Origin of the sequence: Streptomyces sp. NBC_00503 (assembly GCF_036346895.1) — a bacterium.
Lineage (GTDB): Bacteria > Actinomycetota > Actinomycetes > Streptomycetales > Streptomycetaceae > Streptomyces.
Map to the genome: position 1 here is coordinate 4,367,326 of NZ_CP107855.1, position 26,363 is coordinate 4,393,688.

At 72.1% G+C, this 26,363-nt stretch carries 15 protein-coding genes and 1 pseudogene; 10 read left to right on the forward strand and 6 right to left on the reverse strand.

Annotation, left to right across the window (positions count from 1 at the left end):
- The first annotated feature begins 3 nt into the window (after window positions 1-3).
- From OG490_RS20400 to mhpA, 3 genes and pseudogenes are all read left to right on the forward strand, one after another.
- Window positions 4-5,457, forward strand: a complete 5,454-nt coding sequence (locus tag OG490_RS20400) for a type I polyketide synthase (RefSeq protein ID WP_443065846.1) — start codon at window positions 4-6, stop codon at window positions 5,455-5,457.
- 24 nt (window positions 5,458-5,481) lie between these two features.
- A pseudogene (locus tag OG490_RS20405) lies at window positions 5,482-8,628 on the forward strand (type I polyketide synthase); the annotation flags it as partial.
- 93 nt (window positions 8,629-8,721) lie between these two features.
- Complete coding sequence (gene mhpA / locus OG490_RS20410; protein ID WP_330297736.1) at window positions 8,722-10,338, forward strand: bifunctional 3-(3-hydroxy-phenyl)propionate/3-hydroxycinnamic acid hydroxylase MhpA; 1,617 nt, start codon at window positions 8,722-8,724, stop codon at window positions 10,336-10,338.
- Between the two features lie 56 nt (window positions 10,339-10,394).
- On the opposite strand, the gene OG490_RS20415 is transcribed toward mhpA, so the two are convergent.
- The 4 genes from OG490_RS20415 to OG490_RS20430 all read right to left on the reverse strand — a co-directional run bounded on the left by OG490_RS20415 (window position 10,395) and on the right by OG490_RS20430 (window position 16,352).
- Window positions 10,395-13,145, reverse strand: coding sequence for a helix-turn-helix transcriptional regulator (locus OG490_RS20415; RefSeq protein WP_330297737.1), 2,751 nt, complete (start codon window positions 13,143-13,145; stop codon window positions 10,395-10,397).
- A 191-nt stretch (window positions 13,146-13,336) separates the two neighbouring features.
- Window positions 13,337-14,032: an HAD-IA family hydrolase gene (locus tag OG490_RS20420; protein ID WP_330297738.1), complete on the reverse strand. Its 696-nt coding sequence runs from the start codon at window positions 14,030-14,032 to the stop codon at window positions 13,337-13,339.
- A 62-nt stretch (window positions 14,033-14,094) separates the two neighbouring features.
- A complete protein-coding gene (locus OG490_RS20425; RefSeq protein ID WP_330297739.1) occupies window positions 14,095-15,189 on the reverse strand; it encodes a Gfo/Idh/MocA family protein in 1,095 nt (364 codons plus the stop codon).
- The gene (locus tag OG490_RS20430) at window positions 15,186-16,352 is read right to left on the reverse strand and encodes a DegT/DnrJ/EryC1/StrS family aminotransferase (RefSeq protein WP_330297740.1); all 1,167 of its coding nucleotides are present in this window, start codon (window positions 16,350-16,352) and stop codon (window positions 15,186-15,188) included. Before OG490_RS20430 ends, OG490_RS20425 begins: the two co-directional genes overlap by 4 nt.
- Before the next feature lie 275 nt (window positions 16,353-16,627).
- Between OG490_RS20430 and OG490_RS20435 the strand changes: the two genes are divergently transcribed.
- The 4 genes from OG490_RS20435 (at window position 16,628) to OG490_RS20450 (ending at window position 21,633) form a co-directional block, all read left to right on the forward strand.
- Window positions 16,628-17,389, forward strand: a complete 762-nt coding sequence (locus OG490_RS20435; protein WP_330297741.1) for a thioesterase II family protein — start codon at window positions 16,628-16,630, stop codon at window positions 17,387-17,389.
- 149 nt (window positions 17,390-17,538) lie between these two features.
- Window positions 17,539-19,068 (forward strand): FAD-binding oxidoreductase, encoded by a 1,530-nt coding sequence (locus OG490_RS20440; RefSeq protein WP_330297742.1) that lies wholly within the window; start codon window positions 17,539-17,541, stop codon window positions 19,066-19,068.
- A 128-nt stretch (window positions 19,069-19,196) separates the two neighbouring features.
- The gene (locus tag OG490_RS20445) at window positions 19,197-20,624 is read left to right on the forward strand and encodes an MFS transporter (protein WP_330297743.1); all 1,428 of its coding nucleotides are present in this window, start codon (window positions 19,197-19,199) and stop codon (window positions 20,622-20,624) included.
- A 217-nt stretch (window positions 20,625-20,841) separates the two neighbouring features.
- A complete protein-coding gene (locus OG490_RS20450; protein ID WP_330297744.1) occupies window positions 20,842-21,633 on the forward strand; it encodes an arylamine N-acetyltransferase family protein in 792 nt (263 codons plus the stop codon).
- 110 nt (window positions 21,634-21,743) lie between these two features.
- On the opposite strand, the gene aroD is transcribed toward OG490_RS20450, so the two are convergent.
- Window positions 21,744-22,490: a type I 3-dehydroquinate dehydratase gene (gene aroD, locus OG490_RS20455; protein ID WP_330297745.1), complete on the reverse strand. Its 747-nt coding sequence runs from the start codon at window positions 22,488-22,490 to the stop codon at window positions 21,744-21,746.
- A gap of 121 nt (window positions 22,491-22,611) precedes the next feature.
- Window positions 22,612-23,559 carry an ROK family protein gene (locus tag OG490_RS20460; RefSeq protein ID WP_330297746.1) on the reverse strand — a complete coding sequence of 316 codons (948 nt, stop codon included), beginning with the start codon at window positions 23,557-23,559 and terminating at the stop codon, window positions 22,612-22,614.
- 224 nt (window positions 23,560-23,783) lie between these two features.
- Between OG490_RS20460 and OG490_RS20465 the strand changes: the two genes are divergently transcribed.
- The 3 genes from OG490_RS20465 to OG490_RS20475 all read left to right on the forward strand — a co-directional run bounded on the left by OG490_RS20465 (window position 23,784) and on the right by OG490_RS20475 (window position 26,207).
- The gene (locus OG490_RS20465) at window positions 23,784-24,611 is read left to right on the forward strand and encodes a lantibiotic dehydratase C-terminal domain-containing protein (RefSeq protein ID WP_330297747.1); all 828 of its coding nucleotides are present in this window, start codon (window positions 23,784-23,786) and stop codon (window positions 24,609-24,611) included.
- A 42-nt stretch (window positions 24,612-24,653) separates the two neighbouring features.
- Window positions 24,654-25,691 (forward strand): 3-dehydroquinate synthase family protein, encoded by a 1,038-nt coding sequence (locus OG490_RS20470; RefSeq protein WP_330297748.1) that lies wholly within the window; start codon window positions 24,654-24,656, stop codon window positions 25,689-25,691.
- A gap of 153 nt (window positions 25,692-25,844) precedes the next feature.
- On the forward strand, window positions 25,845-26,207 hold the full coding sequence (locus tag OG490_RS20475) for a hypothetical protein (RefSeq protein ID WP_330297749.1): 363 nt from the start codon (window positions 25,845-25,847) through the stop codon (window positions 26,205-26,207).
- Window positions 26,208-26,363 lie beyond the last annotated feature (156 nt).

Genomic DNA, 26,363 nt, shown 5'->3' on the forward strand with positions numbered 1-26,363 from the left:
CCGGTGCACCCAGAACAGAGACGGACGGACACACAGATGAGCAACGAGAACGGCGCCGGCGCGGTCGGCACCAACGAGGCGAAACTGCGCGACTACCTCAAGCGCGCACTGACCGATCTGCAGAAGGCCAACGGGCGCCTGCGCGAGGTGGAGGCCGAGAAGTCCGAGCCGATCGCGATCGTGGCCATGGGCTGCCGGCTCCCGGGCGGGGTGAGCTCTCCCGAGGAATTGTGGCAGCTGGTCGATTCGGGTACGGACGCCATCACCGAGTTCCCCGACAACCGCGGCTGGGACCTGGAGAAGCTGTACCACCCGGACCCGGACCACACCGGTACCTCGTACGCCCGGCACGGCGGATTCCTGCACGACGCGGGGGAGTTCGACGCCGCCTTCTTCGGGATCTCGCCCCGCGAGGCCCTGTCGATGAACCCCCAGCAGCGGCTGCTGCTGGAGACCTCCTGGGAGACCTTCGAGCGGGCCGGCATCGACCCGACCGGACTCCAGGGCAGCAGCGTCGGCATCTTCGCCGGTGTCATGCACCACGACTACGCCCCGATGGGGCAGCGGATCCCGGCCTCCGTCGAGGGCATGCTCGGCATCGGCAACTCGGGCAGCGCCACCTCGGGCCGCGTCTCGTACACGCTGGGCCTCGAAGGCCCCGCGGTGACCATCGAGACGGCCTGCTCCTCCTCCCTGGTCGCCATCCACCTGGCCACGCAGTCCCTGCGGCAGGGCGAGTGCACCATGGCGCTGGCCGGCGGCGTGGCCGTGATGGCCACCCCGGACGGGTTCGTCGAGTTCTCCCGGCAGCGCGGTCTCGCCGAGAACGGCCGCGCCAAGGCCTTCTCGGCCGCGGCCGACGGCACCAACTGGTCCGAGGGCGCCGGCCTGCTCCTCCTGGAGCGGCTCTCCGACGCCCGCCGCAACGGCCACCCGGTGGTCGGCGTGATCCGCGGTACGGCCGTCAACCAGGACGGCGCCTCCAACGGCCTCACCGCCCCCAACGGCCCCGCCCAGCAGCGCGTCATCAAGGCGGCGCTGGCCAACGCCCGCCTGACCACGGCAGACGTGGACACCGTCGAGGCGCACGGCACCGGTACCGCGCTCGGCGACCCGATCGAGGCCCAGGCCATCCTGGCCACCTACGGGCAGGACCGGCCCGAGGACCGGCCGCTGTGGCTCGGCTCCCTGAAGTCCAACATCGGCCACGCCCAGTCGGCGGCCGGTGTGGCGGGCGTCATCAAGATGGTCGAGGCGATGCGCCACGAGGTGCTGCCGAAGACCCTGCACGCCGAGGAGCGCACGCCGAAGGTGGACTGGTCGGCGGGGGCCGTCGAGCTGCTCACCGAGGCCCGCCCCTGGGCCCGCGACGAGGACCGGCCGCGCCGCGCGGGTGTCTCCTCCTTCGGCGTGAGCGGCACCAACGCCCACGTGGTCATCGAGGAGGCCCCGGCCGAGGAGCCCGAACCCTCCGACGGGATACGGGAGTTCCCTGGCGATCTGGCCTTCACGGTGTCGGCGAAGTCCGCGCAGGGCCTCAAGGCCCAGGCCGGGCGCCTGGCCGACCTGCTGGAATCCGAGTCCTCGCCCGCGGTGCTGGACGTGGCGTACTCGCTGGTCACCACCCGTGCGGCGCTGGAACACCGCGCGGTGGTGGCCGCCGCCGACCGGGCCGAGGCGATCGAGGCCCTGCGCGCCGTGGCCGCGGGCCGCCCGGCCCCGGGCGTCGCCTCGGGCGTGGCGACGGGCGGCCGCCTGGCGGTCCTCTTCACCGGGCAGGGCGCGCAGCGCCTGGGCATGGGCCGTGAACTGCACGCCACCTACCCGGTGTTCGCGGAGGCCTTCGACGCGGTGGCGGCCGAGCTGGACCGGCACCTGTCGCAGCCGCTGAAGTCGGTGCTCTTCGGGGACGACGAAGACGCGATCCACCGTACGGAGTTCACGCAGCCGGCGTTGTTCGCGATGGAGGTGGCGTTGTTCCGGCTGGTGGAGTCGTGGGGTGTGCGTCCGGACTTCGTGGCCGGGCATTCGATCGGTGAGCTTGCTGCGGCGCATGTGGCGGGTGTGTGGTCGCTGGCGGATGCGGCGCGTCTGGTGGCGGCTCGTGGTCGCCTGATGCAGGCGCTGCCTTCGGGCGGTGCGATGGTCGCGATCCAGGCCACCGAGGCGGAAGTCCTCCCGTACCTCGGTGAGGGCGTCGGGATCGCCGCCATCAACGGGCCTACCTCGGTGGTGATTTCGGGTCGTGAGGCGGAGTGCCTGGAGGTCAAGGCGAAGCTGTCGGAGCTGGGTCGCAAGACCAAGCAGCTGACCGTGAGCCATGCCTTCCACTCGGTCCTGATGGATCCGATGCTGGCCGAGTTCCGTGAGGTGGCCGCGGGTCTGACCTACGGTGCTCCGCGGATCCCGGTGGTCTCCAACGTCACCGGCAAGGTCGCGGAAGCCGCCGAGCTGGCCAGCCCGGACTACTGGGTCGCCCACGTCCGTGATGCGGTCCGCTTCGCCGACTGCATCGGAGCCCTCCAGGACCAGGCCGTCAACGTTTTCCTGGAGCTCGGCCCCGGCGGAGTCCTCACCGCGATGGGCCAGGACTGCGTCGCCGAAGACGCCGACGCCCTGTTCGTGCCCAAGCTGCGCACCGGAGTCTCCGAAGTGCGCTCGGCGGTCACCGCGCTGGGCCGGCTGCACACCGCCGGACTGCCTGCGGACCTCCTCGCACTGGCCCCCGGCGGGCGCCGCGTGGAACTGCCCACGTACGCCTTCCAGCGCGAGTTCTACTGGCTCCAGCCGCTGGAATCCGGCGCCGACGCCGCTTCCCTGGGGCTGACCCCGGCCGGTCACTCCCTGCTCGGCGCCTTCCTGCCGCAGGCGGACGGCGGAGTGCAGGGGACCGGGGTGCTCTCGGTCCGCACCCACCCGTGGCTCGCCGACCACTCGGTCGCGGGCACCGTGCTGGTGCCCGGCGCGGCCCTCGTGGACCTGGTGATCCGGGCCGGCGACGAGGTCGGCACCGGGACCGTCGAGGAACTGGTCATCGAGGCGCCGCTGGTCCTGCCCGAGGGCGGCGGCGTCCGCATCCAGGTCGCGGTCGGCACCCTCGACGAGCTGGGCCGCCGCCCGGTGTCGGTCCATTCGACCGACCTGGACGCCAGCTCCGAAGCCCCCTGGACCCGGCACGTCAGCGGTTTCCTGCTCAAGGAGGAGCCGGCCGGTTCCTTCGACTTCGGCAGCTGGCCGCCCGCGGGCGCCGAGCAGGCCGATCTGAGCGGCCACTACGCCGACCGGGCCGAGGCCGGGCTGGAGTACGGCCCGCTCTTCCAGGGGCTGCGGTCCGTGTGGACCAAGGACGGCGAGGTCTACGCCGAGGTGGCCCTGCCCGAGGGGGCGACCCCGGAGGGCTTCGGACTGCACCCGGCCCTGCTGGACGCCGCCCTTCAGGCCAGCTCCTTCGCCGTCCCGGACGGCGGCGCCACCGAGGAGGAGGGCGCGGCGCTGCGGCTGCCGTTCGCCTGGAACCAGGTCACCCTGCACGCCTCCGGCGCGAACGCGCTGCGGGTGCACGCCGCCGGGGCCGGTACGGACGCGCTGACCCTGCGCCTCGCCGACCAGGCCGGGGTTCCGGTCGCCACCATCGGCTCGCTCGTCACCCGGCCGTTCTCGCCCGAGTCCTTCGACGCCGGCCGGGCCGCCCTCGCCGACGCGCTGTTCCGGCCCGACTGGGTGCCGGTCCAGGTTTCCGTCGAGACCGTGACCGGGGCCCCCGTGGACCCGGTCCTGCTCGGCACCGACCACTCCGGCCTGAAGTCGCTGATCGCGGCCGTCCGTTCGGGTACTCCGGTTCCGCCGGCGGTGCTGGCCGACTTCACCCGGGCGCCCTCCGAGGAGGGACCGGACCGGGTCCGCCAGCTGACCGCCCGTGCGCTGGAGCTGATGCAGGCCTGGGCCGCCGCCCCCGAGCTGGAGTCCTCGCGGCTCGTGGTCCTGACCCAGGGCGCGGTCTGCGGAGTCACCGACCCGGCCGCAGCGGCCGTCTGGGGCCTGGTGCGCTCGGCGCAGTCGGAGAACCCGGAGCAGTTCGTCCTCCTCGACGTGGACGAGGACACCGAGCCGCGGGACGCCGTCTGGGCCGTACTGGCTTCGGGCGAACCGCAGCTGGCGATCCGCGCCGGTGTGGCGACGGCGCCCCGCCTCGTACGGGAGGTCCCCCCGGCGGCCGGTCAGGGCGAGTCCCTGGACCGGGCCGGTACCGCGCTGATCACCGGCGGTACGGGAACCCTGGGCAAGCTGGCCGCCCGCCACCTGGTGGCCGAGCACGGCATCCGGAACCTGATCATCACCAGCCGTCGCGGTGCGGCGGCAGAGGGTGCGGTCGAGCTCCGCGAGGAGCTGGCCGGGCTCGGAGCCTCCGTACGGATCGAGGCCTGCGACGCGGCCGACCGCGAGGCACTGGCCGCGCTGCTGGAGACCGTCCCGGCGGAGCACCCGCTGACCGCGGTGGTCCACACGGCCGGCGTCCTGGACGACGGCGTGATCTCGGCCCTGACCCCCGAGCGGCTCGACGCGGTGCTGAGGCCCAAGGTGGACGCGGCCTGGAACCTGCACGAGCTCACCCGGGACCTGGGCCTGACCGCCTTCGTCCTGTACTCCTCGATCGCCGGTACGGTCGGCAGCGCCGGCCAGGGCAACTACGCGGCGGCCAACGCCTACTTGGACGCCCTGGCCCAGCACCGCGACCGGGCCGGGCTGCCGGCCACCTCGCTCGCCTGGGGCGTCTGGGAGCAGGCCGGCGGCATGCAGGACACGCTGGCGCAGAGCGACCTGGAGCGCATGGCCCGTAGCGGCATGCGGCCCCTGACGGCCGAGACCGGCATGGCCCTCTTCGACGCCGGACTCCGCTCGGAGCACCCCGTCCTGGCCCCGGTGAAGCTGGACCTCGCCGCCCTGTCCAGCCGGTCCGGAGGCGCCCCGGTGCCGTCGGTCCTGCGCGGGCTGGTGCGTCCCGCCCGCCGGGCCGCCCAGGCGGCCGCCCCCACCGGCGACTCCCTGGTCCAGCGGCTGACCGCCCTGTCCCCGAGGGAGCGCGAGCAGGCCGTCCTGGACCTGGTCAGCGAGCAGGCGGCGGCGGCGCTGGGCATGGCCGACGCGAACGGCGTGGGACCGGACCAGGCCTTCAAGGAGCTCGGCTTCGACTCGCTCACCGCGGTCGAGCTGCGCAACCAGCTGGCCCTGGCGACGGGCATCCGGCTGCCGGTCACCCTCGTCTTCGACTTCCCGACGCCGCAGGCCCTGGCCCGCCGCATCCAGAGCGAACTGCTCGCGGACGGCGACGGGACCGCTCTCGAGGCGGCGCAGCCGGAGCCGGTACAGGAGCAGGAAGCGGAGCAGGACGGCGAACTGATCGCCGACATGGATGTGGAAAGCCTCGTGGCGCGCGCACTTGCCAGCACGAGCAACTGATTCGGTCTGGAACCGGGAGAGAAGATCATGACAGTTTCCGACGAAAAGCTTGTCGCTGCCCTGCGCGCGTCCCTCACCGAGAACGAGCGCCTGAAGCAGGAGAACGCCCGTATCACCGGGGCCGCCTGCGAGCCCATCGCGATCGTGGGCATGTCCTGCCGGCTGCCGGGCGAGGTCACCTCGCCCGAGGAGCTGTGGCAGCTCGTGGCCACCGGCACCGACGGGGTCTCGGACTTCCCCAAGGACCGCGGCTGGGACCTGGACTCCGTGTACCACCCGGACATCGACCACCAGGGCACCACGTACGTCAAGGAAGCCGGACTCCTGCACGGTGCGGGCGAGTTCGACGCCTCCTTCTTCGGGATCTCCGACCGAGAGGCGCTGGGCACCGACCCGCAGCAGCGGCTGATGCTGGAGCTGGCCTGGGAGGCCTTCGAGCGGGCCGGGATCGACCCGCACTCGGTGCGCGGCAGCGACACCGGCGTCTTCGCGGGCCACATGTACCACGACTACGCCAACGGAGCCCAGGAGCTGCCCGAAGGGGTCAGCGGGTTCCTGGGGCTGGGCAAGTCCGGCAGCGTGCTCTCCGGCCGCGTCTCGTACCTGTACGACCTCACCGGCCCTTCGGTGACGGTGGACACCGCCTGCTCCTCCTCCCTGGTCACCCTGCACCTGGCCGTGCAGGCGCTGCGCTCCGGCGAGTGCTCGATGGCGCTGGCCGGCGGCGTGGCCGTGATGGCCACCCCGGACGCGTTCGTCGGCTTCTCCAGCCAGCGCGCACTGGCCCCGGACGGCCGGATCAAGGCCTTCTCCTCCACCTCGGACGGCACGAACTGGGCCGAGGGCGCGGGCTTCCTGCTGCTGGAGCGCCTCTCCGACGCCCGCCGCAACGGCCACCAGGTCCTCGCCGTGGTCCGCGGCACCGCCGTCAACCAGGACGGCGCCTCCAACGGCCTCACCGCCCCCAACGGCCCCGCCCAGGAACGCGTCATCAAGGCCGCGCTGGCCAACGCCCGCCTGACCACCGCCGATGTGGACGCGGTCGAGGCGCACGGCACGGGCACCGTGCTGGGCGACCCGATCGAGGCCCAGGCGATCCTGGCCACGTACGGCCGGGGCCGCTCCGCCGACCGGCCGCTCCAGCTGGGCTCCCTGAAGTCCAACATCGGCCACGCCCAGGCCGCGGCCGGAGTCGCAGGCGTGATCAAGATGGTCATGGCCCTGCGCAACGAGGTGCTCCCCAAGACCCTGCACGTGGAGGAGCCCACCGCCAAGGTCGAGTGGACCTCGGGCGCGGTGGAGCTGCTCACCGAGGCGAAGTCCTGGCCGCGCGAGGAAGGCCGTACCCGCCGTGCGGCGGTCTCCTCCTTCGGGATCAGCGGCACCAACGCCCACGTCATCGTCGAGGAGGCCGCCCCGGCCCCCGCGGCCGAGGAGGCCGTGCCCGAGAGGACCGCGGTCGCCCCGGCCGCCGTCGCCCGCGGCCCGCTGCCCTGGGTGCTCTCCGCCAAGTCCGAGCAGGCGCTGCGCGCCCAGGCCGAGCGGCTCGACGCCTTCCTCGACGAGGAGCAGGAGGGTCGGGAGGCGTCCGCGTACGACATCGGCCACTCCCTCGCCCGGACCCGCAGCGCCTTCGAGAAGCGCGCCGTCCTCGTCGGGGAGGACCGCGACACCCTGCGGCAGCGGCTGCTGGCCGTCGCCGAGGGCGCGACCGCCGCGACCTCGCCCGGCGTGGTGCGCGGCAGCCGGACCCGGGGCCGCCTCGCGGTGCTCTTCACCGGTCAGGGCTCGCAGCGCCTGGGCATGGGCCGCGAGCTGTACGGGACCTACCCGGTCTTCGCCGAGGCCTTCGACGCCGTGGCGGCCGAGCTGGACCAGCACCTGGCGCAGCCGCTGAAGTCGGTGCTCTTCGGGGACGACGAAGTCGCCCTCAACCGCACGGAGTTCACGCAGCCCGCGCTCTTCGCGGTCGAGGTGGCGCTGTTCCGGCTCGTCGAGGCGTGGGGCGTCCACGCCGACCTCCTGGCCGGGCATTCGATCGGTGAACTGGCGGCTGCGCATGTTGCGGGTGTGTGGGATCTTGCGGATGCGGCGCGTCTTGTGGCGGCTCGTGGCCGTCTGATGCAGGCCCTGCCCTCGGGCGGCGCCATGTTCGCCGTGCAGGCCACCGAGGCCGAGATCCTCCCGCTCCTCGGCGAAGGCGTCGGCATCGCCGCGATCAACGGCCCGAACTCGGTGGTCGTCTCCGGCCGCGAGGACGCCGCCGAGGCCCTGGCCGCGCACTTCTCCGGCCTCGGCCGGCGGACCAAGCGACTGGTCGTCAGCCACGCCTTCCACTCGGTCCTGATGGACCCGATGCTCGAGGAGTTCCGCAAGGTCGCCGCGAGCCTGACCTACGGCGCCCCGCGCATCCCGGTGGTCTCCAACCTCACCGGAAAGGTCGCCGAGCCCGCCGAACTGGCGACTCCCGACTACTGGGTCCGCCACGTCCGCGACGCCGTCCGCTTCGCCGACGGGATCCGCACCCTCCAGGAGCGCGGCGCGGTCACCTTCCTGGAGCTCGGCCCCGGCGGGGTCCTCACCTCGATGGGCCCGGCCTGCCTGACCGGCGACACCGCCAACCTCGCCTTCGTCCCCGTACTGCGCAACGACGCCCCCGAAGCGCAGACCGCCGTGACCGCACTCGGCGAACTCTTCACCCGGGGCATCACCATCGACTGGTCGGCCCTGTTCGAGGGCGGACGCCGGGTGGAACTCCCGACGTACGCCTTCCAGCGCCGCAACTACTGGCTGGAGGCCGGAACCCCCATGACAGCGACGACGACGACACTGACCGAGACGGACGAGACCACCGAAGCCGTGGCGGCCCTGGACCCGGCCGAGGCCACCAAGCAGGCCCTGCTGGCCAAGCTGGCCGGCCTCCCGGAGGCCGAGCAGACCGGGATCCTCATCGACCTGATCGTCGCCGAGTCCGAGGCGGCCCGCGAGGAGCTCGCCACCGACGAGCCCTTCGAGGACGAACTCGACGGCGACAGCCCCTTCTTCGAGGTCGGCTTCAACTCCCTCAGCGCCGTCGAGCTGCGCAACCGCCTCGTCGAGGTGACCGGTCTGGCGCTCAGCCCGATGCTGCTCTTCGACTTCCCGACGCCGACCTTCATCGCCGAGCACCTGCTGGAGCTCCTGGCGGCCGAAGCCGCCTGAGCCGCCCGAGCCGTCTGAACTGCCTGCCCGCGACCACCACCACACCCTTTGAAAGGCACCCTGATGTTCGACGCACCGACCGAGGCCGACGTCCTGATCGTCGGATACGGCCCCGTGGGCCAGCTGCTCGCCCTGCTGCTCGCCGACCGAGGCAAGAACGTCACGGTCGTGGAGAAGTGGCCGCAGGCCTACCCGATGCCCCGCGCGGTCGCCTTCGACGGCGAGGCTGCGCGCACCCTCACCGCCGCGGGCATCGGCGGGCTCATCGGACGCATCGGTGAGCCCTCGGGCTCCTACCAGTGGAAGAACGCGGACGGCCGGATCCTCCTGGACATCGACGGCTCCGAGCGCAAGCTCTGCGGCTGGCCCGAGTCCACCTCCATGTACCAGCCGGCGCTGGAGGAGGAGCTCCAGGCCCGCGCCGCCACCCTGGACAACATCACCGTCCACCGGGGCCACCAGGTCGTCGGGCTGACCACGCGGCCCGACGGGGCCGAGGTGACGGCGGTCGGCGAGGACGGCACCGAGCGGACCTTCTCGGCCCGCTGGGTGGTGGGCTGCGACGGCGCCAACAGCTTCGTGCGCTCGAAGATGGACGCCGGGTTCTCGGACGTCAACTTCTCCCATGACTGGCTGGTCTGCGACGTGGTCCACCACGACGGCCGCGAGTTCCACCCGAACAACCTGCAGATCTGCGACCCGGCGCAGCCGCGCACCTCCGTGTCGGCCGGACCGGGCAACCGGCGCTACGAGTTCATGCGGACGGCCGGGGAGACCGTGGAGGGGCTCAACACCCGCGAGAGCGCGTGGCGGCTGCTGAAGCTCTTCGACATCAACCCGGAGAACGCCACGCTGCGCCGCCACCACGTCTACAGCTTCCGGGCGGGCGCCGCCGAGACCTGGCACGAGGGCCCGCTGGTGCTGGCCGGGGACGCCGCGCACGTCATGCCCCCCTTCGCCGGGCAGGGCATGTCCTCCGGTTTCCGCGACGCGGGCGCGCTGGCCTGGCGGCTGGCGGCGCTGCTCGACGGGCGCGGCGGCAGGGAGCTCCTGGACGACTACCAGGAGGAGCGCCGCACGCACATCAAGCACGCCATCGGAATGTCCGTGAACCTCGGCAAGATCATCTGCCAGACGGACCCCAAGGCCGCGGCCGACCGCGACATGGTGATGCTCGCCGCAGCCGAGCGGGCGGCCGCCTCGGGCATCCCCTCCCAGCAGCGCTCCCCGCTGCAGCCGCTGGCCCGCGGCTTCGTCAAGCTCAACGAGAAGGGCCGGCCGATCCGCCCGGCGGGCGTCCTCTCGCCGCAGGCCCGGGTGGAGCGGGCGGGGGAGACGGGACTGTTCGACGGCGTCGTCGGACTGGGCTTCGTCCTCCTCACCACCGAGGACCCCGAGCAGCTGCTCGACCCCGCCGACCGGGCCTTCCTGGACGAGCTGGGCGCGCACGTGGTCCGGGTCGTCGCGGCCGGCACCCCGGCCGCGGAGGCGGGCCCGCACGCGGTGGTGGACCTGGACGAGGTCTACCTGCCGTTCCTCGCCGAGTCAGGCGCCACCTCGGTGCTGATCCGCCCCGACTTCTACGTCTACGGGGCCGCCGCGGGCCGGGCCAACACCGCCGAACTGGTCGCAGCGGTCCGCGAGGCCCTCTCCGAGGCCCGGGTCCCGGCCGGGGTGTGAACGCACGAAGCCCCGTACTCCCGGCAGGGGTACGGGGCTTCGCGCCGCTGCCGGCCTCAGCCGGCCCGCGTGGCGTTCATCCAGAGGTCGGCCGGCAGGTCCTGGCGCCGCTTGACCCGCAGCTTGCGGTAGACGCGGGTGAGGTGCTGCTCCACGGTGCTCGCCGTGATGTAGAGCTTCGTGGCGATCTCCCGGTTGGTGTAGCCCATCACCGCGAGGGAGGCCACCCGCTTCTCGGAGTCGCTGAGTTCGAAGCCCTCGGTGCTCTGGCCGCCCTCGGCGGCGGACATCGTCGCGGGCTGCTCGGCGGAGCCCGACAGCAGTTCCTGGGCCAGCGGCTGCGCCTTGCAGGCGTTGGCCACGTGCAGGCCCTGGCGGAAGAGGGTACGGGCCCTGCGGTGCTCGCCGAGCGCGTAGTAGGTCCGGCTCATGTCGGCCAGCACCCGGGCCTGTTCGTACCGGTCGCCGGTGGACTCGAGGAGCTCCAGCGCCTCGGTGAGCTGCTGGAGGCCGCGGCCCGGCTGGCTGGTCGCCGCGTAGAGGCGCAGCGCCAGGCCGCGGGTGCGGGCGTTGCCGGCGCCGGGCCGCGCGAGCTGCTCGTGGACCAGCTGGCGGGCCCGGTCCGTATTGCCCAGGCGTACGCACGCCTCGGCCGCGCCGACCCGCCAGGGCACCGGGCCCACCGCGTCGACGCCCCAGCTGCGCTGGAGTTCGCCGCAGGACAGGAAGTCGGCCAGCGCCGCGTGATGGTGGTGGGTGGACAGGTGCAGGACGCCGCGGGCCTCCAGGTAGGACAGCCCGAACCAGCTCTCGTACATGCTGTCCGGCACGGACTGGCCCAGCTGGCGGGAGGCCTCCTCGTACTGGCCCAGCCGGGTGTGGGCGACGATCAGGCTGCCCAGCGGCAGTCCCGCCAGTACGCCCCAGGATTTGACGGGCAGCAGGGCCAGGGCCTCCTGGGCCCGTTCCACGGCCGAGGTCAGATCGCCCTGGCGGACCGCGATCTCGGCCCGGATGCCGGTGAACACGGCCTGCCAGGTGGTCGCGGAGCGTTCCTGGGCGTCGATGACGAGCCGCTCGCACCAGTCGGCGGCGTTGTCGGCGCTGCCGTAGCGCAGCAGGGTCAGCAGCGCGAGCATCGCGGTCTCGTCGGCCCAGCTCGCGCCCCGGCTCAGCCGCAGGTCCCACAGCACCTGCTCGGCGCGTTCGGCGGCTCCGGGCCGGTTGCGGGCCAGCTGGTCGGCGAGGGCGGCGGCGCGGCCGAGCCACGGGTCGCTGCGCAGGGTCACGACGGTGGCGCCCCGCTGGGCCGCCGCACTGGCGGCGTTGGCCGTGCCGACGGGCCGGGCCAGCGAGGGGTGGGCCCACGACAGCCACTGTTCCAGGTCGGCCAGTTCGGAGCCGGGCCCGGTGGGCCGGTCGGTGGTGGCGGTCCGCAGCCGCTCCAGCAGCTCGGCCGACTCCTGGGTGCGGCCGTGCCACAGCAACTGCCGCAGCAGCAGGGTGGATTCGTGGAAGCCGAGGTAGCCGGCCTGTTCGGCGGCGAGCAGCGAGGCCAGGTGGCGGACGGCCGCCGAGGGGTCGCGCTGGAAGGCGGTGTGGGTGAGCCGGGCCAGGGCCGTGGCCCGTTCCTGCTTGTCGCCGCTGGAGCGGTGGGCGAGTTCCAGGCAGGCCGTCGCGGTGTCGGGGCGGTCGGCGAGCCGCTCGTGCTCGGCGGCGTCGAGCAGTACCTGGACGGCCCACGGCTGGTCGGCGCGGCCCGCCTCGAGCAGGTGCCGGGCGACCCGGCCCGCTTCCGCGCCGCCCTCGTAGAGCAGCCGGGCGGCCCGCTGGTGCAGTGCGGAGCGCTCCCGGGGCTCGATGTCCTCGAGTACGGCGGCGCGGGCGCGGGGGTGGCGCAGTTCGCCCTCGTCGGTGAGCAGCCCGGCGACGGCCATGGCCCGCCGGGTCGCTTCGAGGGTCTCCCGGTCGGTGGCGGCGAGGACGGCCAGCCCGTCGGGGGTCGCGTGGGTGTCGAGCACGGCCACGGCGCGGGCCACGGCCAGGGTGGCGGGCTCCCCGCGGTGCAGGCAGCTGAGCAGGGCGAGTCCGTAGCCGCGGGCGTCTTCGTGCCCGGCGTCCAGGTCGTCGGCGAGGGCTCCGAGCAGCAGCGGGTTGCCGCCGCTGAAGGAGTGCAGGGCGGCCGCGTGCGGGTGGCCCCGGTGGGGTCCCAGGCGTTCGGCGAGGAACGCGGTGGAGCCGTCCTCGGTGAGCGGGGCGACCCGGATCCGGGACAGGTGGGGGTTGCGCAGCAGCTCGGCCTGGAGGAGCCGGTGGGGGGAGGCGATGTCGGTGTTCTCCACGAGCAGCACGGCGACCTTGGCCGAGCGCAGCCGGCGTGCGAGGTGCAGCAGGACGCGCAGCGAGTGGGCGTCGGCGTACTGGGCGTCGTCCACGGCGAGCAGCAGCGGTTCGGCGGTGGCCCGTTCGAGCAGGGCCACGCACAACTCGTCGACGGTGTGCGTGAGTTCGCCGACGGGGGCGGCTTCGGCGGCCGTGGGGGTGGCGGGGAGGTCTTCGGTGGACAGGCCGGCGGCGCGGAAGAGCTGTTTGGCGGCGCCGAAGGGGAGGTCCTGGTCGGACCGGGAGCAGACGGCGTGCAGCAGCCGGAATCCGGCGGCTTCGGCGCGGTCGGCGAACACGTGCAGCAGTTCGGTCTTGCCCGTCGCGGACGGGCCTTCGAGCAGCACCATCCGGCCCTTGCCGGACCGGGCCGCTTCCTGGATCAGGTGCAGACGGCCTAGGTGTTCGTCCCGCTCGACAAGCATTGCTCCCCCAATGGTGATGACCGTCCACCGGCCGCGGCGCCACTATCGGGGAGGGCGTGTCACTGACCGGGAACCGTGTATCCACCGCGCCGAACACATCGGTCCGGCCCTCGGGATGCGGAGGGCCGGACCGGGTGCCGGGCGCTGAACGGGCCGTGTCCCCGGGGGAGTGAGGGGCGGCACGGGAGTGGTCAGCTGGTGACCACCGACGGGAGCAGGGCCAGCAGCTCCGCCGGGGCGTCGAGGGCGGCGTCCGGGAAGGTGGCCAGCAGGTCGGCCGAGTCGGACTCGCCCCACAGCGCGGCCACGGCGGCGATGCCGGCGCCGCGGGCGGCGGCGATGTCGGTGACGGCGTCACCGAGCATCAGCGACTCCTCGGGGCGGGCCCCGAGCAGGTCCAGGGCGTGCAGGACGATGTCCGGGGCGGGCTTGGCGCGGGCCACCTCGTCCGAGCCGATGACGTGGTCGAAGAGGTGGATGACGTCCAGCTGGGTCAGCAGGTGCCGGGCCCGGTCACCGGCCTTGCCGGTGGCTATCGCGGTCCGGAAGCCGCGGGCGCGCAGCTCCTCCAGGACCTCGCGGACGCCGGGGAAGAGGGGGACCAGATGTGCGAGGCGATAACTCTCCCGGACGAAGGGGCCCTCCATCGCCAGCGGCAGGCCCATGATCTTCATGATGTCGGGAAAATATCGCCCGAGGTGGCGCTCGTACTCCTCGAACGGAGCCTTTCCGTCACCGACGACCTCGGCGTAGGCGAGGTTGAAGGCCTCGCGCATGACCGGGAAGCTGTCCACGATCACTCCGTCGAGATCGAAGACGATCACGCTCTTGGGGTGTTCGAACGCGAGGGTGCGGGCAGAGGCGTGCAGGGCTGTACCAGTGTTCACGGGGATCTCCCAGAAGACGGTGTGTGCGGGGTGGAGAGGGGTGCGAGGAGTACGGGCGCCGCTCAGCGCGCGGACGCGAGTTCCTGCCTGCGGGACCGCGCGCGACGTGCCGAGGTGTAGATCCGCTCGATCACGGCGATGGTCCGGCGGGTGTCCTCGACGGCCTTGCCCCGGGACGCGGGATCGGCGAGCAGGGCCGGCAGTGCGTCGAGCTGGCGGTCGTACTCCGCCCCGATCGGCTCTTCGTCGAACGCGATCGGCGTGCTCTCGCCCGCCCTGGTCGAGGACAGCTCGCTGCCGCCGGCCCGGTTGGGGCTGAATCCGAAGGTGCACCGCAGCGAGGCCGTGCCCGAAGCGCCCTCCACCTTGATCACCGTGCTGTCGAGGGCCTCGTGGGAGGCCCAGCTCGCGCGCAGCGAGACGGAGACCCCGTCCTCGGTGACCAGGAAACCGCGCGCGGTGTCCTCCACGTCGCCGCCGGACGTGGACTTCGCGTCCTCGTGCCGCCAGGAGGCGCCGTGCGAGGCGGCCGCGATGAAGTCGTCGGAGACGGACCCGACGACCTCCTCGTACTCGGCCGGGCCGATCAGCGGCGACACCGTGTCCAGCAGGTGCCAGCCGAGGTCGACCAGGGCGCCGCCGCCCGACAACTGGCTCTGGGTGAACCAGCCGCCGGCGTCCGGGACGCCCCGGGCGCGGACCCAGGAGATGTCGATGTGCCGCAGCGGCCCCAGCCCGGCCGCGGCCTCGCGCAGCGCCATCACGTCGGCGCGGTAGCGGGCCGCACTGCCGGCCAGCAGGACGGCTCCGCCGGCGAGTTCGGCGGCGGCGAGTTCGTCCGCCTCGGCCGAGTTCAGGCAGACCGGCTTCTCCAGGAAGACCGGGATGCCGCGCTCCAGCAGCCGGCAGGCCACCTTGGCGTGCAGGTGGTTGGGGACGGCGACGACCGCGAGGTCCGCAAGGGCGGGGGTCAGCTCGTCGATGTCGGACAGGGCGAGCACGCCCGGACCGGTCTCGGCGGCGATCTCCGCCGCGATGGGGGAGGGGTCCACCACCGCGGTCACCTCGAACGCCGGGTGGGCGGCCAGGCGGGACAGCCAGATGGACCGTCCCGCCCAGCCGAGGCCCACCACGGCCACCCGGAGCGGGGAGCTCACTCGGCGGCCAGTTCGTCGGAGAGGATGTTCGCGATCTCGTGCATCTGCGCCTCGGTGCCGAGCAGGGTGCGGTGGTGCAGCCAGATGGCGTCCGCGTAGATCGCCTCGGTGTTGGGGCAGCGGGCGGCGATCTGGTCGACCGTCTCCGCGGGGGCGCCGGTCTCCCAGAAGCCGTCCGAGCGGTAGATCGCGCGGAAGGCGGCGAAGGCCGGCAGACCGCGGGCGATCAGACGGTCGACGAGCGCATTGCGGCGCTCGGCGGTCCAGCCCGGGAGGCGGAACATCGCCATGTAGTGCGGGTTGCGGGTGATGCGCGGGTCGATGTGCTGCGGCACCACGCCGGGGATCTCCGAGAGCAGCCCGGACAGGATCGGCCAGTTGTGCTCGCGGGTGTCGATCTGGCCGCCGAGGCGGGCCAGCTGGGCGCGGAGCACGCCCGCCGAGAACTCGTTCATCCGGAAGTTGGAGCCGGACGTCTTGTGGAAGTAGTAGCGGTCACTGTGCGGACGGCCGCAGCTGTGGCGCAGGAACGCGGTCTCGAACTGCTCCGCGTCGTTGAAGGTGACCAGGCCGCCCTCGCCCGCGGTCATCAGCTTGCCGTTCTGGAAGCTGAACGCCGCGACGGCGCCGAACTCGCCGACCTTCTTGCCGTCCCACTCGGCGCCGTGCCCGTGCGCGGCGTCCTGGATCAGCGGGACACCGCTGTCCGCGGACAGCTTGCCCAGCGCGTCCATGTCCGCGATCTGACCGGCCATGTGCACCGGCATGATCGCCGCGGTGCGCGGGGTGATCGCGGCGGCGACGGCGGCCGGGTCGATGTTGTAGGTGAAGGGGTCCACGTCGACGGGGACGGCCACGGCACCGAGCCGCTGCGCCGCCTGCGAGGACGAGATGAAGGTGAACGCGGGCACGATGACCTCGGTGCCCGGGCCGACGCCGAGCACCTGGAGGGCGAGCTCCAGCGCGTGGGTGCCGTTCGTCACCGCCAGGGCGTACTCGGCGCCGTGGTAGTCGCCGAACTCGCGCTCGAAGGTGGTGACCTCGCTGCCACCCATGCGCCACCACTGACCCTGCTCGAGGGCACGGATCAGTCCGGTGCGCTCCTCGTCCCCGAATTGGGGCCAAACGGGGAAGTCCGGAGTCTGCCGGGAAAGCTGGCTCATTTTTCTCTGCTCCCTGTGAGTCAAATGCTGGGCGGAAATTTACTGGCTGACGGCGGGAGCGTCATCCCCCTATGGATCCCCCTATAGAGCCCTTGCGGAAAGCCCCATAAAGGCTTGCCCCCAAGGCCGTTGGAAGAGTGTTGTAGCTTTCCCGGTAAATGCGCTGCCGTTGCGGAACCGCACTCCGAGGGCGGTCCGCCGCACGACGCGAAAAGGCCGCGAAAAAGCCGGAACGAATTCCCGTCCGATGACCAGAGAATGGATCGAGGCCCCCGATGACGCACGAAGACCCCTGGCTCCGCAGGTTCCAGCCCGCCCCCGAGGCGCCCGTCCGGCTGGTCTGCCTCCCGCACGCAGGCGGTTCGGCGAGCTTCTACTTCCCCGTCGCCCGCGCGCTCGCGCCCGCGATGGACGTACTGGCCGTCCAGTACCCCGGCCGCCAGGACCGCCGGCACGAGCCGGGCATCACCCGGCTCGACGAGCTCGCCGACCGGATCACCGAAGCCCTGCTGCCCTGGGCCGACCGCCCGCTCGCCCTGTTCGGCCACAGCATGGGCGGACTCCTCGGCTACGAGGTCGCGGCCCGGCTGGAGGACGCGGGCACCGCCCCGGCCGCCCTGTTCGCCTCCGCGCGCCGGGCGCCCTCCCGCCACCGCGAGGAATCCGTCCACCTGCGCTCGGACGCCGGGGTGATCGCGGAGCTGAAGCTCCTGGACGGCACCGATTCCGGGATGCTCATGGACGAGGAGCTGCTCGAGATGATCCTTCCGGCGCTGCGCAGCGACTACGAGGCCATCGAGACCTACCGGCACCGCCCGCGCCCGCCGCTGTCCACCCCGCTCGTGGTCCTCACCGGGGACGACGACCCCCAGGTGACGGCGGACGAGGCGCAGGCCTGGTCCGCGCACACCTCCGTGGACTTCTCCCTGCACACCTTCAAGGGCGGCCACTTCTATCTGACCCGGCACCAGAACGAGGTCCTGGACATCATTCGCCGCACGGTCGCCAAGGAATGTGTGGCGCAGCCGGTCGGGTAATGCGCCGGACCGGCGCTCCCGCGGCCCGCACGCCAATGGCCCGCATACCCATCGCCCGCATACCGCGCGATGGGCGGACGATTACCGGTCGCTGAGTTAATCGGGGGCGCGGTATCCGCCGTCACCGTTGGCTACTTGGGAGTGCCCACATGCAGAGCAGGCGAACCATCCTCCGTGCCGGTGCAGGACTGGCACTCACGGCAACGGCCGTGGGCGTCGGCACTCTGCCGGTATTTGCCGACGCCACCGGTTCCGGTACCGGATGGGCCGGCCTCGCGGCGCGGATCCAGGGTGACATCGTGCTCCCCGTCGACTCCGGCTACAACGCGGCGAAGGAACTGCAGATCGCGGCATTCGACGCGGTCCACCCGCAGGCCATCGCCTACCCCGAGACGCCCCAGGACGTCCAGGCGCTGGTGAACTACGCCCGTACCAACGGCATCTCCGTGCGGGTCCGCAGCGGTGGCCACAACTTCAACGGCTGGTCCACCGGCGAGGGCCTCGTCATCGACACCTCCCGTCTCAACCACGCCACGGTCGGCACCTCCACCGTCAAGATCGGTCCGGGTCTGCAGTCCATCGACGCGCTGCACGCCCTGGCCCCGTACAACAAGCAGGTCATCGCGGGCACCTGCCCGACGGTGGCCCCCGGCGGGTTCATCTCCGGCGGTGGCATCGGCTTCCAGACGAGGAAGTTCGGCCTGGGCAGCGACCGGCTGCGCTCGGCTCAGATCGTCCTGGCCGACGGCCGGCTGATCCGCGCCTCGGAGACCTCGTACTCCGACCTGTTCTGGGCCCTGCGGGGCAGCGGCGGCGGCAACTTCGGCGTCGTCACCGAGTTCGAGGTCGCCCCGATCGACGCGCCGCGCATGGTCTTCTTCTCCACCATGTGGGCCTGGGACAAGGCCGAGCAGGTCTTTGCGGCCTGGCAGACCTGGCAGCTCAACGCTTCCGTCAACCTCGGCTCCGCGCTGATCTACAACCTGCCCGACGCCGCTCCCGGCAACGTCCCGATGGTGATCATCACCGGCGGCTACCACGGCCCCGAGTCCGAGGCCCAGGCCGCGCTCGCGCAGCTGACCTCGCTGGTCGGCGCGCAGCCGACGAGCACCTTCGCGAGCGACCTGCCCTACGCGGACGCCATGAAGACCGCGTACGGCTGCGGCGACCTCACCCAGGAGCAGTGCCACCGCGAGGGCACCGGCGCCGAGGCGCACCTGCACCGCACGGCCTTCCAGCGCGACGCGTACCGCATGTTCAACCAGCCCTTCACGCCCTCCCAGATCTCCACCGTGCTCAGCACCCTGGACTCCAACCGGGTGGCCGGCCAGCGCCGCGTCGTGCACTGCATGGCGGTGGGCGGCAACGCGAACAACGTCTCCCCGACGGCGACCGCGTACGTACACCGCCAGGCCAACTTCGTCATCGGCTACGTCGGCCAGCTCGACGCGCCGACCCCGGAGTCCGAGGCCGCCGCCTCGGCCTTCGTGCAGACCGGTGCGGACGTCCTCAACCCGATCAGCAACGGCGCCTACGTCAACTTCCCCGGCTCCAGCCTTCCGGACTGGGCGACGCAGTACTACGGCGACAACTACCTCCGCCTGAAGAAGGTGAAGAAGGCCTACGACCCGAACAACTTCTTCCGCCACCCCCGCAGCATCGGCAGCCTCGGCCAGTAGTTCCCCGGGCGCCGGCTCGACCCCGCGCACGCACCCCCCGTGCACCAACCCCCGCCAGTTACACAGAAATGGGTATGGAAGTGACTTCCACCTCTCCCCAGGCGTCCACCGGACGGCCTGGGATCGCGATGGCCCTCATCGCGTTCTGCATGCTGATCTTCTCGATCGACTACAACATCGTCTACGTGGCCCTGCCGGAGATCGGCAAGGACCTCGGCTTCACCGCCCAGTCGCTCCAGTGGGTCGTCAGCGCCTACGCCGTCGGCCTCGGCGGTGCGATCCTCTTCGGCGGCCGCGCCGTTGACCGCCTCGGCGCCCGCGTCATGCTCGTCCTCGCGCTCGCCCTGTACGGCGGCGCCTCCGCGGTCGGCGGCCTCGCCGGCAGCCCCGGTCTGCTCATCGCGATGCGCGTGGTCCAGGGCCTGGGCGGCGCGCTGCTCTTCCCCGCGACCCTGTCGCTGATCAACAGCTCCTTCAAGGAAGGCGCCGAGCGCAACAAGGCCTACGCCCTGTGGGGTTCGGCCGGCGCCTCCGGCTCGATCATCGGCTCCCTGGCCGGCGGCGTGCTCACCGACTACCTCGGCTGGGCCTCCGTGTTCTACGTGAACATCCCGCTCTGCGTCCTCGCGATCGTCGGCATCTTCGCCTTCGTCGCCCCCGACGTCCGCTCCGGTGACGGCGGCAAGTTCGACATCCCCGGCGCGCTCATCGCCACCGGTGCCTCGACCCTGCTCGTCTACGGCCTCATCAGCGGCCCCGAGGCCGGCTGGACCTCCGCCAGCACCATCACCACGCTCGGCGTCGGCGCCGCGCTCGGCGTCCTGTTCTTCCTCGTCGAGGCCAAGACCAAGGACCCGCTGGCCCCCGCGCACATGTGGAGCTACCGCGGCCTGGTGACCGCGATCCTGGTCGTCTTCGTCTTCCAGGGCGTCATCAACACCCTGAACTACCTCTTCTTCGTGCACCTGCAGACCGTCATCGGCTACTCCCCGCTCCAGGCGGGTCTCGCCTTCCTGCCGATGAGCGCCGTCGCGATGCTCGGCTCGGGCAAGCTGCTGCCGTTCGTCGTCCAGAAGTGGGGCGTGCGCTACGCCCTGTTCGGCGGCCTCTCCGGCCTCGGTGCTTCCATGATCGTGCTGGCCTTCACGATGTCCGAGAGCACCAGCTTCTGGCCGCTGCTCCCCGGCGTCCTGATCTGGGGCCTGTTCGCGGGCATGCTCTACCCGGCGATCTTCATGGCGGCCGGTTCCAACGCCGCCCCGCACGAGCAGGGTGTCGCCTCCGGCCTGACCCAGACCATCGCCCAGCTGGGCGGCGGCATGGGCATGGCCGCGCTGATCGCGGTCGCCAACTCGGGCCTCGACCTCGGCGAGGGTGCCTCGAACGCGGCCGGTGACGTCCTGAACGGCCTGCAGAACTCGGCGCTCGTCGGCGGCATCGCCGCCATCGCCGGTTCGTTCCTGGCCTTCTTCCTCAAGACGCAGGCCGCCCCGGCCGAAGCGGCCGAGCCCGCCGCCGCGGCCGCCCCCGAGAAGGAGAAGGTCACCGCGTCCTGACGCGCGCAACCCCCTCCGCGGTGGGAAACCGCTGATCCGCAATTCGCCCCGCCGGGTATTCCGGCGGGGCGAATTGCATTCCGATTCCGTGCGGGATTTTCCGAATAGGGGGTTGTGCGGGGTGTCGTCCGTGTGCTGGTGAATGGAAATATTGCTGGCGAAGGCAAAGGGCCGTCGCACTCGGCCGGAATCAATCGACGAATGAAGGACGCCGCACATGTATAACGTCGAGGCATACCTGGCGCACCTCGGCCACACCGGGTCCCTTGAGCCCACCGTGGAGACCCTCCGAAGCCTGCACAGCGCGCACCTGCGTACGGTCCCGTTCGACAACTCCGTGAACGCCGAACGCGGCGACTACATCTGGGACTACGTCGAGATCGACGTGGACAAGTCCTTCGACGAGATCGTCACCGGCGGCGCCGGCGGTACGTGCTTCGAGCTCAGCGGCCTGTTCCGCAAGCTCCTCACGGACCTGGGCTTCGACGTGGACATCCTCGCGGCGGGCGTGCGCGGCCCGGACGGCGGGTTCGGCCCGGACCTGGAGCACCTCTTCATCGGCGTGAACATCGACGGCGACGTCTGGCTGGCCGACACCGGCTTCGCCGGCCCCTCGTTCATCGACCCGGTCAAGGTCAGCCCGGAGGTCCAGGAGCAGTACGGCTGCGCCTACCGCGTCGTCGAGGACGAGGGCTACCAGGTCCTCCAGCGCAAGACCCGCGAGAGCGACTGGCACCACGTCTACCGCTTCAAGCAGACCGCCCGCAGCCTCTCGGAGTGGAACCGCGACCCCTCCCAGCCGGTGCCGGTCAGCCCCGAGTGGAACTGGGCGGGCGAGCTGGTCTCCAACCGCACCGTCATCCGCGCCCGCGCCCTGGAGAACGGCTCGGTCATGCTGGTCGGCCGCCGCTGCCTGACCGTCGAGGACGGGCACGAGAAGTTCCGCGTCCTGGTCAAGGCCGACGACTTCGACTCCGTCGTCGACACCATCCTGCGCAAGGCCGCCTGACCGAGGGCGCCTGACCGAGGGCGAAGAAGGAGCGGGGCGCACCGGCCTGGACTGGCCGGTGCGCCCCGCTCCCGTTTCCGTTCCCCCCTTGCGGGGGTGGTGCGCCGGGGTCAGCCCCGTGCGGTCCTGCGCCGGTCGTAGGCGGGGGAGAAGGCGCGCAGCAGCCGGCTGGTCTCGGCGAAGTCGAGCTGGCCCGGGGCGAAGCTCTCGCCGAAGAAGGAGTAGGTGATCCGCGAACCGAGACCGGGGAAGAACACGCGCGAGGCGCTGCCCTCCGTGCCCATGGCGATGACGGTCAGGGGGATGTCGGCGCCCGCCGTCAGCAGCAGCGCGGCGAGCCGCCTGAGGTCCTCGGGGGAGCGCGCCATCGTGGACACCTTGACGAGGTCGGCGCCGGCCGCCTTCGCGTCGGCGACCACCGCTTCGAGCTCGGCGGTCCCCGGAGTGCGGTCGAAGTCGTGGAACGAGACCAGGGCCAGGGTGTCGTGCTCGTGCGCCGCGGCGATGACCTCGGCCAGGATCTCCCGGGAGGAGAGCTCCACGTCCACCGCGTGGACGTGCGGGGCCACCGCCCGGAAGAGCGCGAGGCGCTCCTCCTCGGTCCCCTCCCACGCACCGCCCTCGGCCGCCGAGCGGATCGTGGCCAGGAGGGGTACGGAGACGAAGGCGCGGACCTGGGTGAAGACGTGGTCCTCGTCGGTGCGCGAGAAGCCGTCGATGCGCAGCTCGGCGATGTCGATGCCGGCCTCCTTCGCCTCCCGGGCGTTGCGGTCGTTGTCGGTGTCGCCGAAGCTGACGGCGATCAGGGGGGCGTCGGCGCGGAGCAGGGCCCGCATCGTGTTCATCTTCTTCTTCACAGCCTTCGCGTTGCGTTGATGGGTGGCAGGTGGCAGGTGGCAGGTGGCAGGAGCTCAGGTGGGAAGACCCCCCTGGACCGCGGGGGCGGCTGTCCAGGGGGGTCTTCGGTCAGGGGGCTGGTCAGGCGGCCGCGGCCGTCCGCGACCAGACGACCGCGGAGTCGGCCCGCTCGGCCGAGTCCCGGGCCAGCAGGACGGCTCCGTCGAGGGAGGACAGTCCGCCCGGGCGGGCAGCGGCGATCCGGGGCTGCGGTCCGCCCGGGCGGACGAGCCCGCGGGCATGGCGTTCCACGCGTTCCACGAAGCCGGGCAGGCCCTCCGCGAAGCCGCCGCCGATCACGGTGACCTCCTGGTGGAAGAGCTCGGCGGTGCCGGCCGCGGCTGCGGCGAGTACGGCGCAGCCCTCGTCGACCGCGGCCTCGGCCCAGGAGGTTCCCGCCGCCCAGGCTTCGCACAGTTCGGCGTACTCCACCGGCGCACCGCGCAGCACGGCCGCCCGGCGCAGGATCGCGGGGCCGGAGGCCGAGGCCTGGACGCAGCCGCGGCGGCCGCAGTCGCACACGGCGCCGGTGCGGTCGACCACGAGGTGGCCCAGTTCGCAGGAGCCCCGGGCGGGGCCGGGGCAGAGCCGGCCGCCCAGGACCACGCCGCCGCCGATCCCGGTGCCGACGCCCAGGTAGACCAGGTTCTCGCAGCCGATGGCGCGGGCCTCGGCCAGGGCGGCCAGGTCTCCGTCGTCGGCGTGGCAGATGACGGTGCCGGGCAGCATCCGGTGCAGTTCGGAACGCAGGTCCAGGCCGGTCCAGCCGGGCCGGTTGGGCCAGGCCAGTACGGTTCCCGAAGGGTCGAGGGTGACGGGCAGGGCGAGGCCGGCAGCGGTCACCGGGGCGCCCGCGTGGAGCCGTACCCGGTCCAGGCAGGCGGCGAGGGCCGCCATGTCCTCCCGTACGTCGGCGCCCCGGGTCCACCGGAAGGCGGTCTCGTACGGAGCGTCGGCGTCGCCCTCCCCGCCTTCCAGGCGCACGGCGACCTTGGTGCCACCCACGTCCAATCCGAGGTATCGCGTCATTCCGCGAGATTTACTCAGGGCGGCCCATTGTTCGGCCATTTCCCGGTCGGTCCGTGGTAATTCACCCAAGATCCGTCGGCAGGCACCCTGGCCACCCCCTAATCCATCCCTATTCTTCCGGGTGGCTCGAATTCTTTGGTCAGGCCCCCGGACAGTGGGAGGCGGGCGCATTACTCTCGGCGGTCCACGCATATTCGAATTCTCCCTCCGCGAGGTGATCCGAAGTGAGTCGTGACTGGCTCTTCGTCCGCATACCGAATCCGCTGAGGAACCGGAGCGAGGACCACTCCTCGCGGGTGGTCGGGGCCGCGGTGGCCGATCTCGCCGGCCACCTGCGTGCGGCCGACCCGGAAGGCAACTGGCAGTTCCGTCGCCCCGACGAGAACGCCGGCTCCAACCTGGGTCTGTGGTTCCACTCCACCCACGAGGTCCTCAAGGAGCTGGAGCACCGGCTGCGGACCCACACCGCCGCCCACGACTGGCCGGTCGTCACCGACCAGTACGACCCGCCGACCGCCAAGTACTGCACCAGCCAGACCATCCGGCTGGCCGACCGGCTCGCCACCGAGTCCAGCGAGTTCGCCCTGGCGCTGCTCCAGGAGGGCGGGCTGGACCCGCGGGACCGCCTCACGCTGGCGACCCTGCACCTGTGGCACCTGTGCGCCCTGATGGCTCCCGCGGACCGGGGCGCGTTCCTGTTCCACTTCTGGCAGTTCGGCACCGAGGAGCTGAGCCCGGCCGGCCGCGTCCAGCTGGCCTCCGAGGCCGACGGGTACGCCGTCACCCTCCTCAACGGCCTTCCCGCTGTGGACGGGGGCGTCTGGGAGGAGTACCTGCCCGCCGTGCGCTCCGTGATCGAGGGCCAGCGGGACAGCGGCGTTCCCGTCAACTTCCTGCTGTACGACCACGCCCAGCTCACCCACGACCGGCTCGGCATCCCGACGGAGACCGCCGCACTGGGCGCCCGGGCGCTGCGCGCCGCGCTGTCGGCGGGGGCCACCCTGCCCGAGTTCGCCGCGGACCTCAGGACTCCGGTCCTCCAGTCGGTCTGACAGCCGGTCCGACCCCACTGACCCATCGGAAAGGGAATCACCGTGACAGCCACGGACACGCGGATCCACAGACGGATCGACGTGGAGCTCGGCGACCGTTCGTACCCGGTGCACATCGGTTCCGGCGTACGGCACCTGCTCGCCGAGAAGATCGCCGAGATCGGGGCGCAGCGGGTGGCCGTGGTCTCGGCCCGGCCCCGCGACACCCTCCCCGAGACGGGGGTGCCCACCCTGTACCTGGAGGCGCGCGACGGTGAGGAGGACAAGAACCTCGCCACCGTGGACCGGATGTGCCAGGCCTTCGCGGAGTTCGGCCTGAGCCGCGCGGACGCCATCGTGTCCGTGGGCGGAGGCACCACCACCGACTCGGTGGGCCTCGCGGCCGCGCTCTACCACCGGGGCCTTCCGGTGATCCACCTGCCCACGACCCTGCTGGCGCAGGTGGACGCGAGCGTCGGCGGGAAGACGGCCGTCAACCTGCCCCAGGGCAAGAACCTGGTCGGGCAGTACTGGCAGCCTTCCGCGGTGCTCTGCGACACCGACTACCTGGACACCCTGCCGAAGCGGGAGTGGACCAACGGCTACGGCGAGATCGCCCGGGCCAACTTCATCGGCGCCGGTGACCTGCGCGGGCTGCCGCTGGAGGAGCAGATCGCGGCGAGCGTGGCCCGCAAGGCCGAGATCGTCGCCGCGGACGAGCGCGACACCGGGCTGCGCCACATCCTCAACTACGGCCACACCCTCGGCCACGCCCTGGAGCGGGCGACCGACTTCGCCCTGCGTCACGGCGAAGGCGTGGCCATCGGCACGGTGTTCGCGGGCCGGCTGGCCGGGGCGCTGGGCCGGATCAGTCCGGAGCGGGTCGCCGAGCACCTCGAAGTCGTCCGTTCCTACGACCTCCCGTACCGGCTTCCCGCCGGGGCGGGAACGGCGGAACTCATCGCCCTGATGCGGCTGGACAAGAAGGCCACGAGCGGGCTGGCCTTCGTCCTGGACGGACCCCACGGTGCCGAACTGGTCTCCGGTGTACCGGAGTCGGTGGTGGCCGAGGTGCTGGACGCGATGGAGCGCGAGCACTGAGGGCACCCCCGGGCCGGCCCGGAGGCCCGCCGTGCCCGGGGTGCCCCCTTGACACGGCGGTCGGCGCTGTGGTCTCGCGCGGGAACGTGACGGGACAGGAACGGGAGGACGGAGCGGGACTCTCGGCACAGTTGATCGACTGAGGAGTCTTCTGTGAACCATGACCTGGACCTGAACGACCAGCGGGAGCTGTCCCGGCTGCTGCGCGAGCTGTCCACCGTCGAGCCGTCGGCCGAGCGCCTCGCGGACGGCGGCCACCCGGGGCCGTACCACGTGCCGGAGCCGCTGGACGGGCCCGGCTACGAGATAGAGACCCGCACGGAGGCCGGTATGCACACGGTCGTGGGCATCGCCGCCGACACCCCGCCCAGCGAGGAGGAGCGGGTGCTCCTGCGGTCGGTGGTCCGGGCCCTGCTCGATCTCGCAGGTCACGACGCGGGAACCGTGCACACCCGGGTGGTCCTGACCCCGCGGGGTCCGCAGATCACTTCCTGCCGAGTGGCACGTACGCCTTGATCAAGCCATCTGGATGACACATAGCTGCCATCAACTGGCTTGAAACGAACGGCAATTGGCTTCGTGACGCATGGTAGTCACCGTTGTTCCCGCGTTACCGTCAGCCCGGTAACGCGGGGGGAACCGTTCGGGAACGGCCGCGGACAGAGTCAGTCC

Coding starts and splice junctions, on each gene's coding strand:
- mhpA (WP_330297736.1), top strand. CDS start 8,722: ATGTTCGACGCACCGACCGAGGCCGACGTCCTGATCGTCGGATACGGC.
- OG490_RS20415 (WP_330297737.1), bottom strand. CDS start 13,145: ATGCTTGTCGAGCGGGACGAACACCTAGGCCGTCTGCACCTGATCCAG.
- OG490_RS20430 (WP_330297740.1), bottom strand. CDS start 16,352: ATGAGCCAGCTTTCCCGGCAGACTCCGGACTTCCCCGTTTGGCCCCAA.
- OG490_RS20435 (WP_330297741.1), top strand. CDS start 16,628: ATGACGCACGAAGACCCCTGGCTCCGCAGGTTCCAGCCCGCCCCCGAG.
- OG490_RS20440 (WP_330297742.1), top strand. CDS start 17,539: ATGCAGAGCAGGCGAACCATCCTCCGTGCCGGTGCAGGACTGGCACTC.
- OG490_RS20445 (WP_330297743.1), top strand. CDS start 19,197: ATGGCCCTCATCGCGTTCTGCATGCTGATCTTCTCGATCGACTACAAC.
- OG490_RS20450 (WP_330297744.1), top strand. CDS start 20,842: ATGTATAACGTCGAGGCATACCTGGCGCACCTCGGCCACACCGGGTCC.
- OG490_RS20460 (WP_330297746.1), bottom strand. CDS start 23,559: ATGACGCGATACCTCGGATTGGACGTGGGTGGCACCAAGGTCGCCGTG.